The sequence below is a fragment of the Parvibaculum sp. genome (assembly GCF_039973015.1).
Taxonomy (GTDB): domain Bacteria; phylum Pseudomonadota; class Alphaproteobacteria; order Parvibaculales; family Parvibaculaceae; genus Parvibaculum.
Window position 1 is genome coordinate 17,205 of record NZ_JBDWLT010000002.1, and the last position, 12,939, is coordinate 30,143.

The following is a 12,939-nucleotide window of genomic DNA, read 5'->3' on the forward strand; positions in this document are numbered from 1 at the left end:
AGATAATCACACAGGAGGCGCGGTTTCGGTGAAGGAAGGACGCTTCGCGAAGTCGCGCCACCAGCCGGCGAGTTCGGTCTGGCTATCCTGCCATTTCATGTCCGCGTGGCGGAAGTCGAGATAGCCGAGTGCGGCGCCGACGGCGATGGAGCCGAGATCGACCGGCCCGTCGAGCGACACCACTTCATCTTCAAGCATGGCGAGGCTGCGCGAAACGGCGCGGCTCCAGCGGCCCATCCACATGTCCGAACGCTGGGCCTCCGGCCGCCCGCGCTCGAAGACGATGGAGACAGCGGCATCCATGATGCCGTCGGCGATTGCCTGATGACGCAGCACGCGGAAGCGTTCGATGTTGGAAGCAGGGATCATCTGCGGGCCTTCGAGCGTCACGTCGAGAAATTCGCAAATGAGCGGGCTGTCGAACCAGGACGTGCCGTCGGGCATGATGAGGGCCGGAATCTTGCCGAGCGGATTTGCCTCGTGAAGCGCGGCGGGGTCTTCCAGCGCGGAGACGGTTTCCTCGCTCACATGGGCGGTTGCGTCCTTTTCACGGATGAGAACGCGGACCTTCCGCGCGAAAGGCGAGGTGTGCGAGCAATATAGCTTCATGGAGAATCCCTCCGGGCTTCGATGCGGCGCATCCTAGAACCCTTCGCCGCTTCTGCAAACGGCGATCCTGCGCTGGCGGGTGCTTGAGGCCGGTGCTAGAGGCAGGCCGTGCCGGAGGTGTGTCCGTTCATGGCGCGGATGGTGCGCCATTCCACGAAGTCGCGGCAGGTGCGGCCCTTCTCGTCGATGAATTCACGGGTCGGCGTGATCTTGCCGCTCGCCTTGTCCTGGGCGGTAAACCAGGTGACCTGTTCGCGTAGCGGCACGGTCATCATTTTTGCGATGGCTTCGTCGCGCGCACGGGCGGGCATGCCGGTGAGCATCGGCCCTTCCGAGCCGCCGAGGGCATAACCGGCGGCGACGCCTGCCGCGACGGCCCATTCCGTCCCGCCGCCCGAGCCAATGGCCATGCCGAGAAGGGCACCGCCCGCAGGCCCCACGAGCCCCGTACCGCCATCGTCGATGGGAGGGTCGATCAGTCCTTGCGGTTTTCGCATGGTGACTTCGGGTTGGGGCAGGCCTTGCTGTGCGCAACCCGCGGCCAGAAGAACGAGAAGCCCGAGGATGGTCTTGCGCATCCGCTCAGTCCTTCCGCAGGAAAGGCATGATGAAGCGGCGAAGCGCGGGGCTCATGGCGGCGATGGCACCGACGATGATGGTGAGGAGCGGCAGGCTGCCGCTGCCGCCCTTGACGAGGCCGAGAACGCCGAGCGTCAGGTCGTTCAAGGTGCGCTCGATGACGTCGAAGTCGCGCTTCACGCCTGCGCGGGCCTGAATAATGGTCTGGTTCGCGAGTTCCAGTTCGAGGCGGTCGGCGCGTCCGGGGGGCTTGGCGGCGAAAAGGAGCGCGATGAAGGCGAGCAAGGTCAGCACACCGCCGGTGATGAGCGCGCCGAGCGGATAGCCGTAGAGTTCCGAGAGGTAGAGGAAGCCCGCGACGATCAGCATGGTGACGGCGAAGAGCGCGATGAAGATCGCGATGCCGACAAGGGAAAGGCGGCGGGCGAGGCGGCGCGCTTCGAGTTCGGCACGGTAGAGCTCGGCCTCCGCGAGTTTGCGGACATTGGGTGTGGGATCGATCACCTGGTCTCTCCTATCTCGTCAGCAGACGGCCGATGAGGAAGCCGATGCCGAAAGCGAGCAGGGCGCTCGGCACGGGATGCGCGTCGATCTGGGTCTGGATGTCCTGGAGCCCGTCCTGTACGCGCTCGCGAATGGCCTCCGCATCGGCAAGGACGCCTTCCGCCTCTTCCGGCATGGCGGCCCGGGCTTCGTCCAGCGCCGCCTGCAGCGCCTCGACCTGTGCCTGGAGCTCCTCGACGCTTGCGGCTCCCTGAGACTTCTTTTCGGCCATTTCGGTGCCTCCCGGACAAAATTCGGTGTGTTCACTATCGGCCCGCCCTCACATGAGCATAGTCCGCAAAAGGACGCAGGCAAGCCGGGCCGTGAATTCTTAGAGATAAGGCGAGGCGAGGCGGAAGAACGAATCCCTGATACGCAGCGGCAGCGGGCGGTTCGACAGTTCCTCATAGGAAAGAGGGCGGGCCGTCGAAATCCGGCGCTCGATCAGCTGATCGAGTTCATGCGCGAACTCCGTGCCGTAACATTCGAGGTTGAACTCGAAATTGAGGCGGAGGCTCCGGTCGTCCCAGTTGGCCGAACCGACCATCGCCCACATGCCGTCCACCGTCATCATCTTGGAATGATCGAAGGGGCCGCTCGTCTTCCAGATACGGCAGCCGGAACGGGCCAGCCAGGCGAGGATCGGTGTTGAAGCCCAGTCGCAGAAAGGCAGGTTGTTCGTCTGCGGCAGAACGATGTCGACGATGACGCCGCGCATGGCGGCGAGCGAAATATTGGTGCGCAGCGTCGAGTCGGGAATGAAATAGGGCGTGACGATGCGCACATGGTGCTGCGCTTCGGCGAGCGCGCCGAGCAGCGTCCAGCGGATCGGATTGAGTCCCATGTCGGGGCCCGCCGGAAGGCCGCGCGCGACAATGTTGCCCGCGGGCTCGATCTCGGGAAACCAGTCCTCGCCTTCGAGCACTTCGCCGGTCGTGAAATTCCATTCATGCGCGAAGGTATGCATGAGATGCGAGACGACCGGCCCTTCCACGCGGAAGTGACTGTCGTGGATCGGCTTTCGCGGGTCGTTGTCGATCGTGTTTCCTTCCGCGATGTTCATGCCGCCGGTAAAGCCGTGCCGTCCATCCACCACGAAAATCTTCTGATGGTTACGCATGTTGAGATAAGGCATCTGCCAGGGCATGAACGAATGCAGGAAGCGCGCATAGTCGATGCCGCGCTTTTCGAGCAGCGGAATGAGCGAGGGGCGCGAATACCATGAGCCGACGCCGTCGATCAGCAGGCGCACCCGCACACCGCGATCCATAGCGTCGGAAAGCGCATCGACGAAGCGTTCGCCCGCGCTGTCATTGTTGAAGATGTAGGTCGAGATGGCGATGGAGCGTTCCGCCTTCGCCAGCGCCTCCAGCATGGCGGGGTAGGCCTCGTCGCCATTCAGGAGAACGCCGACCGCGTTTCCCTGTTCGAAGCTTTCCGGCAATATTTTCTGGCCGAAGCGGGCAAGCCCTTCCAGTTCACGCAGACGGATCACACCTTCCGCCGCGCGGTCTTCCTCTTTTGCCGGCAGCGGCGCGAGAAGCAGCATGTCGTGCTTCTGGCCGCGCAGCACACGGGCGCGGCGCTGGATGCGGTTTACGCCGAAAAGCAGATAGACGATCCAGCCGACGAAAGGCACGAGCACGACGAAGCCGACCCAGCCCGCCGCGGCGCGCTCGTCGGTCTTGGTGAGCATGACGTGAACAGCCGCACCCGCCATGCCTCCGAACTGGATGAAGGCGAGCAGGAAAGGCCAGATATCCGAGAATCCGGTTTCCATCGGGCTCCAGAAAAAGGGCGCGGCCGCGCGCTCAAGGGATCAGAAACGTAACGCGGTACCTACCATCAGGCCGCGGTCCTCACCGGGAAAATATCTTGGGCTGCCGAAGCCGAAATCCGCCCGGTCGGCATATCGTTTGTCGAAGATATTGGTCAGTTTGCCAAACAAAGTCACGTGTTCCGCAAGGGCATAATCGAGGCGGAGATTGAAGATGTCGTGGCCGTCATATTTTACGCTGTTGGATGCATCCATCCAGTATGAACCAACGTGAACCCATTCGAGTTCCGTGCGGAGCCTGCTGTCGGGCAGGGTATAGCCGAGCCGGACATTGGCGAGCGTGCGCGGCGCGGTGTCGACATCGTCTCCGTCGCGGATGATTTCCGATCCGGCGACATTGTCGAAGGCATAAGTGTGATGGGCGTAGGTGCCTGCGGCGGCGATATCGAAGCCCGCGCCAAGTGCGGCGGCGAGTTCGAGTTCGATGCCCGCGTGATGCGTCTTGCCGTTGGAGACGTTGAAGCCGTTTGCATCGCGGAAATAGTAGTTCTTCTTCTCCATGTAGAAGAGGTTCGTTTCGTAGAAAATGCCCTGCCAGTCGCCGCGCGCACCAATCTCGATGCTGTCGAGCGTTTCGGATTTTGCCTCGCCCGGCACCTGCAGGCGCTGAAGCCGGTAGAGATCAGTCGTCTGCGGCGCACGTGAGCCGCGTGCGACATTGATATAGCCGGTCACCGCGTCGTTGAACTCGTGCAGCAGGCCGATCTTCGGCGTGACATCGTTGAATTCGTCGACGCGGCTCGGAATGCGGAGAAAGCGGCCCGTGATGCCGTTCGGCGCATTGTTCGTGTAATCGTAGCGCGTGTATTCGAAGCGAAGCCCCGCCGTAAAGATGGTGGCAGGCGCAAGCTGCCATTCGCTGTGGATATAGGGCGCCAGTACCAGCGCCTTCACGTCGTAATCGTAATGGACGCCTTGCGGAAAATCTGCGGGTGAAGGAGGGCCCGGCGGCGGAAGCGGATTGTATTGTATCTCGGACAGCCAGCCATCCGTATATTCAGTATCGAAACCGAAGATGACAGAGTGGCCGCCATCGAGATCCATGACGAGACTCGAAAGCAGACCGCCGCTCCAATGACCGTTCTCCTCCACCGGTGTACCCGGCAGGAAATGCATGAGGAAGTTCATCTCGTTCTTGCGCGCATAGGGCGTGAGCACGAGCGTCAGATCGTCGGAAAGATCACGTTCCATGCGCACCGCCGCGCGCACGGCCCAGGCATCGCGATAGGCGTCGGGGTCCGCGTTGTTCTTGTAGATTGCGGGGTTTGTGTAGGAGCTCGCATAGCCCGCTGTTTCCTGATTGGTGTTGACTGCGGTGAGCGTTGCGGCGATGCGCGTGTCCGGCGCGGTGAAGTCGTAGCGGAAGCGGCCCTTCTGCTGTTCAAGGCCAGAGCTTGCGCGAAAGCCGCCATCGTCGAGGATCGAGAAGCTGCCGCGAAAGCCGTGGCTCGTGTTGTTTGGCCCACTGGCGGTTTTGCTTGCGGTGCCGGTCGCCTTGTAGCGGTCATAGGAACCGTAGGAGAGGGTCAGTTCCGCATCGCCATCGGCGGCGGGCGGGCGGCTCAGGAAATTGATGAGGCCGTGTTCGGCGTTGGAGCCGTAGCGTGCGCCGCCGGGGCCGCGCACCACCTCGATCCCGCCCGAGACTTCGTCCATCGCCTCCATCATCGCGTTCACATTAGCGAAGCCTGCCGCGCGCATGGGTACGCCGTCCTCCAGATAGAGGAAGGAGCCTGCGCCAGCGCCGCCGGTGAGCACGGGGGAACGAATGGCGGTCAGATGTTCCGCGCCGCTTCCCTGCTGGATGCCGAGGCCGGGCAGGCGGTTCAGCGCTTCGGCGGGCTGCAGCGGGGCGATGAAAGCGGCTTCATCGCCCGTAATCCTGGAAATATTGCCCATATGAGTTGCGCGCGGGGTGCCGAAGCCCGTCGTTGTGACGGTCAGTTCGTCGAGTATCGGGATGGGCCGGTCCTTCGGCTGGTCCTCTTCGGCGGCGAGCACCGCCCCGGGGACGAGGCCCTGTGCAAGGGAAAAGACCCCGAGCGCGAGCGCAACATGAACCGAAGCGCGTATTGCGCGCTCAACCGGGCCGAACCGAAAAACCAACACTGAAAACTCCCCCGGGGCTTCGCCCTCTTCCTCTTTGCCGTGGCGTGCCTCCTCCCTGCCGGGGCCGCCTCTGCAATATTGTTATCATGCTGGGCGCGGAGGTCGAATCCGCAGATTCCGGCTGGAAAAGCGCGTCAATCGGCCACGCCGGAGCGACGCAGGGTCAAGCTTGCCCGGCCCTGCCGCCGGTCATAGAGTCCCTCACCATGAAAATTGTCCCCAGATCCATACCGCCCGTCGCCTTGTCGCTGACGCTGCTTGCCATCGCGACGACGGCAGTCGTCTATTCGCCGACGCTCTACCGGATGTTCTGCGAGGCAACGGGATATGGCGGCACGGTGAGCGTAACGAAGGCGCTGAAGCCGGAGCAGAACGGCAATGTGGGGCCGGAAGTCGCGGTGCGCTTCGATGCGAATATTTCGCCGGGCCTCGGCTGGGAGTTCGAGCCCGAACAGCGCCAGGTGAAGACCCATATCGGTGTGCCGACGACGGTCTATTACCGCGCGAAGAATATCAGCGATCACACCATCGTCGGACGGGCCACCTATAATGTGACGCCGGATTCGGCAGGCTATTATTTCAACAAGACGGAATGTTTCTGCTTTACCGAGCAGAAGCTCGAGCCGGGCGAAAGCGCGGACATGCCCATCGTCTTCTTCCTCGACCAGGAGATGATGGAAGATATCGACACGAAGAGCATCCGCACGATCACGCTTTCCTACACGTTTTTCCGTCAGGATTCGGACGAGGAAGCCATTGCCGCGGCAAAGCCGCTTCGCGAGGAATCGGAAGCGCGCGCAAAGGCCCTTGAGACGGCGGAGACGGCTGAATTCTCCAATCACACGCTGCGGCCGCAATAGGCTCCGCGAAAGACCTTCACTGCGCGCGCAAAGTCTGTAGGCTCATGCTTCGTTCGCCAACGGAGCATTATCCGCCTCATGTTTCCTATCTCCGATGACAACCCGGAACCCGGCATTCCCTTCGTGACATGGGGACTGATCGCGATCTGTTGCGCGGTTTTCTTTCTGCAAGCATCGCTCCCGCCCGGCGAGGCGGAGCTCGCCGTCTATCAATACGGGCTCATTCCGGGCGTGCTGTTCGGTTCGACCGCGATGATGGACGCGCCGGTGCCCGCATGGGCGACCATCGTCAGCTCGATGTTCATGCATGGCGGCCTCGCGCATCTCGGCGGCAACATGCTTTATCTCTGGATATTCGGCGACAATATCGAACTGGCGATGGGGCGTTTGCGGTTCATCCTCTTTTATCTCCTGACGGGCGCGGCCGCCGCACTCGCGCATGCCTTTCTGGTGCCTGCGTCCACCGTTCCGCTTGTCGGCGCAAGCGGGGCCATTTCCGGCGTGCTCGGCGCCTATCTTCTGCTTTATCCGCGCGGCCGTGTGCGGGTTCTCTTTCTGCCGTTCCCGATCATTTTGCTGCGCACCTTCTATGTCCCGGCCATTGTCGTTCTCGGGCTCTGGTTTCTCATTCAGGTGGCGAGCGGCCTGATGAGCCCGGTGGAGGAGGCGGGTGTCGCGTTCTGGGCGCATGTCGGCGGCTTCGTCGCGGGGATGGTGCTGGTGCCTTTCTTCAAGCGCCGCGACGTGCCGCTTTTCCATCCCGCACAGCCCAGGGTTTTCGACGGGCGTGCTGGCGCGCGGCGCGGTCCCTGGGGCTAAAGTCTTTCCACCGCGAACAGGCAGCGCAGTGTCATGGTCTCGCCGGCTGCGAGGCTTTTCAGGCCCGTTACATCCGGCGCTTCGGGGCGGTTCACGGCGTCGGGCGCATGGCTTACGGGTTCGGCGCAAAAGAAGTCCTCGCCCGGCGGCGCGTAGACGATCGCATGGGGCGCGCCTTCCGCCTCCATGCGAATGGCGAAGGGGCGGCCGGCCCAGGCGATGGCGAAGCGGCCGGCGCTGCCCGAAAAGCAGTGATCGACCTCCACATCCTTCATCGGGCGCGGCTCATCGAAGCGCCATTTCTCCGGCGTTGAAACGAGGCCGAGGGGAATGCCGTCCGCACCGCTCTCCCAGACGAAGGGAAGGTGCGTCTTGAGCCTTGCTTTCGAGCGGGCCTCGAAGAAGGGGTGAAGGCCGAGGCCGCCCGGCATGGGCGTGTCCGCGCGGTTGGTGAGCCTCATGGTCACGGTGAGTGATTTTTCCGACAGCTCGAATATCTGTTCAGCCTCGAAGCTCCAGGGCCAGGGCCAGGGCCAGGCCGGATCCCCCGCCTCATGCGCAAAGCGCAGGCGCGCGAAGGCCGGACCCTGTTCCGCGACGTCCCATGATGTTCGCCAGCCTCGCCCGTGGATCGCGTGGGGTATGCAGATCTCGTCCGGCGGCAGGTGAATGTCGCGGCCGCCATAATAAAAATGCGCATCGGTGATCCGGCCCGAGAAGGGGACGAGCGGATAACACGCCATGTCGAGCGGCGTTGGCCGGCCGGTTCCGGCGGGCAAGGGGCGCAGCAGTTCCTGCATGCCTTCCTCATGGCGCACCGTAAAGCGGGCAATCGAGCCGCCCGTCTCGGGGGCGAGGGTAAGTTCGAGAGCGCCGCAGGCAAGGGTCAGCATGTTCGGGTTCCGCCGGTTCGGGTTTGCTCAAACATAAGGCAGGCCGCATCGCCGTCTGCTTGATTTGTGAGCCTGCACCGGGCGCGCGCTGCCGCCAAGGGGGCGTTTTTGCGCTGCAACGAACTGGCACGGGCCTTGCGAAGAAGGATACCGGCAGCGGCTAGGGTTCCGGCTTCGCGCGTATATCGAGCGGTTTTTGCGAAGTGTCTGGTCCGAGAGCCGCACCCTGTCCGGTGAACAGCGGGCAGGTACACGGCGGGATAAAAGCCCGGGAGACGGATGTAATGCGAGGGTTGGCATTGCAGAACCGCCGTGACGCCAATCCTCCGCTTTTTGAAACGCGATCACTTGATCCGGAGGACTGGCTATATGACTTCATTCAGACTCTCATCACTCAAATTGTTTGCGGCGGCTCTTGTCGCCACCGCGCTTACCTTCACCGCGCTTTCGCCCGCACATGCCGAAGAGAAGAAGGATTTCAAGGTTGCCTGGTCGATCTATGTCGGCTGGATGCCCTGGGGCTACGCGATGGATAACGGCATCGTGAAGAAGTGGGCCGACAAGTACGACATCAATATCGAGCTCGTTCAGTTCAACGACTACATCGAAGGCATCAACCAGTTCACGGCGGGCGCCTATGACGGCGTGATGGCGACGAACATGGATGCGCTCGCCATTCCCTCGGCTGGCGGCATCGACTCGACGATCCTGCTGATCTGCGACTATTCGGACGGCAATGACGTCATCATCCTCAAGGGCAAGGACGAACTTGAGGACATCAAGGGCCAGAAGGTCAATCTGGTCGAGCTTTCCGTCTCGCATTACGTGCTTGCCCGCGCGCTCGAAAATATCGGCATGTCGGAAAAGGACGTGACGGTCGTCAATACATCCGACGCCGACATGATCGCGGCCTATGCGACGCCCGACGTTACGGCGATGGTAACGTGGAACCCGATGGCGGCCGAAATCCTTCAGGAAGAGGGCGCTTACAACGTCTACGACTCGACGAAGCTTCCCGGCGAAATCCAGGACTCCCTCGTCGTCAACACGCAGACGCTGAAGGACAACCCCGCTTTCGCCAAGGCGATGACCGGCATCTGGTACGAAACGATGGCGCTCATGTCGGGTGAGGGCGATGCGGCAACGGCCGCCAAGACCGCGATGGGTACGGCTTCCGGCACGGATCTCGCCGGTTATGAAGCGCAGCTTGCTGCGACCGAAATGTTCTACACGCCGCAAGACTATATCGAGTTCACCGAAGGCAACCTCGGAGAGCTGACGAGCTTCGTCACGAAGTTCCTCTTCGACCACGGCCTCCTCGGTCAGGCGGCGACGTCGCCCGGCTATATCGGTATCGAGCTTGCGGATGGAACGGTGGTCGGCGACGAGAACAACGTGCTGCTCCGCTACACGACCGAATACGCACAGATGGCCGCCGACGGCGAACTCTGAGCGTCATCCCGTAAAGAGGCCAGTAACGCCATGCGTAGATTGATCAACCGGCAACCGGACGTCGCGGTCAGGTTTGGGCTCATGCTCATTCCCTTCGTCATCGTCCTCATCGCCTACATGCTTGCGTCGGAAGCCCGCCTTTCGGTCAACCCCAACGACAAGCTGCTGCCGGGATGGTCCACGATTGCGGCAGCGATCGAGCGCATGGCGTTTCTGCCCGATCCGCGCAGCGGCAATTATCTGCTGCTCACAGACACGATATCGAGCCTTACAAGGCTCGGTATCGGTGTCGCCGTCGCGACCGTCATTGGCGGTGTCTTCGGCATTCTTCAGGGGCTCATCCCCTATTTCCGCTCCACCTTCAACGCGTTCACCAGCGTTTTGTCGATGATCCCGCCGCTCGCGGTGCTGCCCATTCTTTTCATCGTGTTCGGTCTCGGTGAACTTGCGAAAGTCGTGCTCGTCGCGGTCGGCATTACGCCTTTCATCATTCGCGATCTCGCGCTGCGCACGGCGGAAATCCCGCGAGAGGAAATCATCAAGGCGCAGACGCTCGGCGCGTCCACCTGGCAGATCATCATCCGCATTGTGGTGCCGCAGATGATGCCGCGCCTCATCGACGGCGTACGCCTTTCGCTCGGCGCAGCCTGGCTCTTTCTCATCGCCGCCGAGGCCATCGCGTCCGATAGCGGGCTTGGCTATCGCATTTTCCTGATGCGCCGCTATCTCGCGATGGATGTGATCCTGCCCTATGTCGCCTGGATCACCATTCTCGCTTTCGCGCTCGATTTCGCGCTGCGTCTTTTCCAGCGCTTCGCTTTCCGCTGGATGTATCGGGGTAACTGAGTATGACGCAGGTCACCGTCGAGAATGTGTGGAAGGTCTATGGCGACCAGACCGTGCTCGAAAATATCAATCTCGAAGTCGAGGCCGGATCTTTCGTTGCGCTGGTCGGCCCGTCGGGCTGCGGCAAGTCCACCTTTCTGCGCATGATGCTGGGCGACGAGGCACCGTCGAAGGGCCGCATCCTGCTCGATGGCGTCGCGCTCGATGCCGAGCCCTCGCCCGATCGCGGCGTCGTCTTCCAGAAATATTCCGTCTTCCCGCATCTCACTGCCTTGCAGAACGTGATGCTCGGCCTCGAATTTGCGCAGAGCCCGTTCATGGGCCGCCTGTTCGGCAAGGCGAAGAAGCTGGCGAGAGCAGAGTCTCTCGAAATGCTGAAATGCGTCGGGCTTTCGAATGCGGCCGGTAAATATCCCTCCGAGCTTTCGGGCGGCATGCAGCAGCGCCTCGCCATTGCGCAGGCGCTGGTGAAGAAGCCGAAAATCCTGCTGCTCGACGAGCCCTTCGGCGCGCTCGATCCCGGCATCCGTGCGGAGGTGCACGAAATCCTGCTCCGGCTCTGGCGCGAGGAGGGCATGACCATCTTCATGGTGACGCATGATCTCTCGGAAGCCTTCAAGCTCGGCACCCGCGTCATCGCCTTCGACCGCCTGCGTACGCGGCCCGAAGAAATGAAAGCCTATGGCGCGACCGTCACCTTCGATCTCGACGTCGACGGCAAGAGCGTGCCGCCGCGCCCCGAAATGCGCGAGGAGCTCGCAGCGGCGGCGCAATAGAAGTTTTCGGACGGGACGGCCCGTCCGGTTTCGCAAAACCCCGGCAAGACGGGGATGGTGCCTGGACGGCCAGGCTTCGGCCCGGGGAAACCCGGCGCGCAAAAGTGGAGACGCGCGATGGCGGAAGCATCACGCAGCGGAAAATATGAAGGCCCCTATGCCGCCCAGCAGGAGCGGTATTACCGTCTCTTTGGCGGTGCGAAGGCGAAGGCTCGCGATTTCAGCGAGGCGACGGGCAATCCGAAGGTGATTGCGGACAATCTCATCCGTATGAAGGAAACCGTGCCCGGCGGATGGGCCCATGCCTTGCCGCTCGCACGCGGCGAGACGCTGCGCGTGATCAATGCGAACGCCACACCCGGTGTTTCGCTTCTCTTCTACAATGCGAAGGATCGGAGCGAGCGCTTTAACGCGGGCGACACGGTAAAGATCCAGTGGAATGCGCGGCTCTCTCGCGGGCGTGTTCTTTTTTCCGACATGGGGCGTGTGCTGGCCTCCATCACCGATGACACATATGGCCGCAACGATGCGCTGACGGGCGGCTCGTCGAAGCTGACCAACGCCGGAAAATATGGCGATGCGTCGCTCCGCAACACGCGGGACAATTTCGTTCTGCTTGCCTCGAAGCACGGGCTCGACAAGCGCGACGTACCGCCCTGTCTCACGCTTTTCGCGCCGGTGGGCGTCGATGGGGCAGGCCGCTTCCGCTGGGAAGGCGAGGCGCCCGTGCCCGGCGACCATGTGGATCTGCGCGCCGAGCTCGATCTTCTCGTCTTTGTGTCCAATGCGCCGCATCCGCTCGCGCCCGGCGACTATGCGCCGAAGGATATCGACCTCCTCGTATGGAAATCGCCGCCGCCCGCGGCCGACGATTTCTGCCGCACCGCGACCGAAGAAGCGATTCGCGGTTTCGAGAACAATGCGCGCTATCTCGCCGCGCTCGGGGAGGAATGAACCCATGACCATTTCCAACAAGCTCGAAGAACACGCCTTCTACGATTTCACGGTCCCTGCGCTGCATCCCTGGTCGCATGTCGTGAAGAAGGGACAGACGCTCCGCATTGTCGATCTCGAAGGCTGTCAGGCCGTCGATACGCTTTTCTACAATGCTGCCGATCCTTCCGAGCGTTACAGCGCGCAGGACACGGCGCTGGCGCAAGGCTCGCCTTATGTGACGGCGGGCACGACGCTCATCTCGAATGAAGGCAATCCGATGGCTGTCGTTACAGCCGACACGGCGGGCAATCACGACACTTCGGCGGGTGCCTGCTCGGCGGAGGCGAACACGGTGCGCTTCGGCCATGAGACGCGCTACATGCATAGCTGCCGCGACAATTTCGTGCTGGAGCTTTCGAAGCACGGCATGACCAAGCGCGACATCGTCTCGAACATCAACTTCTTCATGAATGTGCCGGTCGAAGAGGACGGAACGCTCGCCATCGTCGATGGACTGTCGAAGCCGGGGGACTACGTCGAGTTGCGCGCGGAGATGGATGTGCTCTGCGTGATCTCGAATTGCCCGCAGGTGAACAATCCCTGCAACGCCTTCAACCCCACCCCCGTTCGCACGTTGATCTGGGAAGCGTGAGCTTGCCCTCCGGCGGCGTTGTCCGCCG

At 62.3% G+C, this 12,939-nt stretch carries 14 protein-coding genes and 1 riboswitch; of the genes, 7 read left to right on the forward strand and 7 right to left on the reverse strand.

Features of this window, described 5'->3' with window-relative positions; genetic code table 11:
• Window positions 1-6: 6 nt before the first annotated feature.
• The 6 genes from ABJO61_RS00370 to ABJO61_RS00395 all read right to left on the reverse strand — a co-directional run bounded on the left by ABJO61_RS00370 (window position 7) and on the right by ABJO61_RS00395 (window position 5,677).
• Window positions 7-609, reverse strand: coding sequence for a glutathione S-transferase N-terminal domain-containing protein (locus ABJO61_RS00370; protein ID WP_348323418.1), 603 nt, complete (start codon window positions 607-609; stop codon window positions 7-9).
• Between the two features lie 95 nt (window positions 610-704).
• Window positions 705-1,187: a hypothetical protein gene (locus ABJO61_RS00375; RefSeq protein ID WP_348323419.1), complete on the reverse strand. Its 483-nt coding sequence runs from the start codon at window positions 1,185-1,187 to the stop codon at window positions 705-707.
• Window positions 1,188-1,191: 4 nt separating this feature from the next.
• Complete coding sequence (locus ABJO61_RS00380; protein ID WP_348323420.1) at window positions 1,192-1,692, reverse strand: phage holin family protein; 501 nt, start codon at window positions 1,690-1,692, stop codon at window positions 1,192-1,194.
• 10 nt (window positions 1,693-1,702) lie between these two features.
• A complete protein-coding gene (locus ABJO61_RS00385; protein WP_348323421.1) occupies window positions 1,703-1,963 on the reverse strand; it encodes a hypothetical protein in 261 nt (86 codons plus the stop codon).
• A gap of 99 nt (window positions 1,964-2,062) precedes the next feature.
• Window positions 2,063-3,511, reverse strand: coding sequence for a phospholipase D-like domain-containing protein (locus tag ABJO61_RS00390; RefSeq protein WP_348323422.1), 1,449 nt, complete (start codon window positions 3,509-3,511; stop codon window positions 2,063-2,065).
• Window positions 3,512-3,550: 39 nt separating this feature from the next.
• Window positions 3,551-5,677, reverse strand: a complete 2,127-nt coding sequence (locus tag ABJO61_RS00395) for a TonB-dependent receptor (protein WP_348323424.1) — start codon at window positions 5,675-5,677, stop codon at window positions 3,551-3,553.
• A gap of 206 nt (window positions 5,678-5,883) precedes the next feature.
• On the opposite strand from ABJO61_RS00395, the gene ABJO61_RS00400 reads away from it, so the two are divergent.
• Window positions 5,884-6,537 carry a cytochrome c oxidase assembly protein gene (locus ABJO61_RS00400; RefSeq protein WP_348323425.1) on the forward strand — a complete coding sequence of 218 codons (654 nt, stop codon included), beginning with the start codon at window positions 5,884-5,886 and terminating at the stop codon, window positions 6,535-6,537.
• Window positions 6,538-6,615: 78 nt separating this feature from the next.
• Window positions 6,616-7,356 (forward strand): rhomboid family intramembrane serine protease, encoded by a 741-nt coding sequence (locus tag ABJO61_RS00405; RefSeq protein WP_348323426.1) that lies wholly within the window; start codon window positions 6,616-6,618, stop codon window positions 7,354-7,356.
• Here ABJO61_RS00405 and ABJO61_RS00410 read toward each other — a convergent pair.
• Entirely contained in the window at window positions 7,353-8,249 is an 897-nt protein-coding gene (locus ABJO61_RS00410; RefSeq protein ID WP_348323427.1) for an aldose 1-epimerase, read from the reverse strand. The two genes, ABJO61_RS00405 and ABJO61_RS00410, sit on opposite strands and share 4 nt — an antisense overlap.
• 149 nt (window positions 8,250-8,398) lie before the next feature.
• Window positions 8,399-8,526: riboswitch (guanidine-I (ykkC/yxkD leader) on the forward strand.
• A gap of 92 nt (window positions 8,527-8,618) precedes the next feature.
• On the opposite strand from ABJO61_RS00410, the gene ABJO61_RS00415 reads away from it, so the two are divergent.
• The 5 genes from ABJO61_RS00415 (at window position 8,619) to ABJO61_RS00435 (ending at window position 12,911) form a co-directional block, all read left to right on the forward strand.
• Window positions 8,619-9,701: a putative urea ABC transporter substrate-binding protein gene (locus tag ABJO61_RS00415; protein ID WP_348323428.1), complete on the forward strand. Its 1,083-nt coding sequence runs from the start codon at window positions 8,619-8,621 to the stop codon at window positions 9,699-9,701.
• A gap of 30 nt (window positions 9,702-9,731) precedes the next feature.
• Window positions 9,732-10,547, forward strand: coding sequence for an ABC transporter permease (locus ABJO61_RS00420; RefSeq protein ID WP_348323429.1), 816 nt, complete (start codon window positions 9,732-9,734; stop codon window positions 10,545-10,547).
• Between the two features lie 2 nt (window positions 10,548-10,549).
• Window positions 10,550-11,323: an ABC transporter ATP-binding protein gene (locus ABJO61_RS00425; protein WP_348323430.1), complete on the forward strand. Its 774-nt coding sequence runs from the start codon at window positions 10,550-10,552 to the stop codon at window positions 11,321-11,323.
• Window positions 11,324-11,440: 117 nt separating this feature from the next.
• On the forward strand, window positions 11,441-12,277 hold the full coding sequence (locus tag ABJO61_RS00430) for an urea amidolyase associated protein UAAP1 (RefSeq protein WP_348323431.1): 837 nt from the start codon (window positions 11,441-11,443) through the stop codon (window positions 12,275-12,277).
• A 4-nt stretch (window positions 12,278-12,281) separates the two neighbouring features.
• Window positions 12,282-12,911 carry an urea amidolyase associated protein UAAP2 gene (locus tag ABJO61_RS00435; protein ID WP_348323432.1) on the forward strand — a complete coding sequence of 210 codons (630 nt, stop codon included), beginning with the start codon at window positions 12,282-12,284 and terminating at the stop codon, window positions 12,909-12,911.
• The last annotated feature ends 28 nt before the right edge of the window (window positions 12,912-12,939 follow it).

Excerpts from the sequence above, each read along its gene's own strand:
- ABJO61_RS00390 (WP_348323422.1), bottom strand. The coding sequence starts at position 3,511 with ATGGAAACCGGATTCTCGGATATCTGGCCTTTCCTGCTCGCCTTCATC.
- ABJO61_RS00435 (WP_348323432.1), top strand. The coding sequence starts at position 12,282 with ATGACCATTTCCAACAAGCTCGAAGAACACGCCTTCTACGATTTCACG.
- ABJO61_RS00385 (WP_348323421.1), bottom strand. The coding sequence starts at position 1,963 with ATGGCCGAAAAGAAGTCTCAGGGAGCCGCAAGCGTCGAGGAGCTCCAG.
- ABJO61_RS00415 (WP_348323428.1), top strand. The coding sequence starts at position 8,619 with ATGACTTCATTCAGACTCTCATCACTCAAATTGTTTGCGGCGGCTCTT.
- ABJO61_RS00410 (WP_348323427.1), bottom strand. The coding sequence starts at position 8,249 with ATGCTGACCCTTGCCTGCGGCGCTCTCGAACTTACCCTCGCCCCCGAG.
- ABJO61_RS00430 (WP_348323431.1), top strand. The coding sequence starts at position 11,441 with ATGGCGGAAGCATCACGCAGCGGAAAATATGAAGGCCCCTATGCCGCC.
- ABJO61_RS00425 (WP_348323430.1), top strand. The coding sequence starts at position 10,550 with ATGACGCAGGTCACCGTCGAGAATGTGTGGAAGGTCTATGGCGACCAG.
- ABJO61_RS00405 (WP_348323426.1), top strand. The coding sequence starts at position 6,616 with ATGTTTCCTATCTCCGATGACAACCCGGAACCCGGCATTCCCTTCGTG.
- ABJO61_RS00400 (WP_348323425.1), top strand. The coding sequence starts at position 5,884 with ATGAAAATTGTCCCCAGATCCATACCGCCCGTCGCCTTGTCGCTGACG.
- ABJO61_RS00375 (WP_348323419.1), bottom strand. The coding sequence starts at position 1,187 with ATGCGCAAGACCATCCTCGGGCTTCTCGTTCTTCTGGCCGCGGGTTGC.
- ABJO61_RS00420 (WP_348323429.1), top strand. The coding sequence starts at position 9,732 with ATGCGTAGATTGATCAACCGGCAACCGGACGTCGCGGTCAGGTTTGGG.
- ABJO61_RS00370 (WP_348323418.1), bottom strand. The coding sequence starts at position 609 with ATGAAGCTATATTGCTCGCACACCTCGCCTTTCGCGCGGAAGGTCCGC.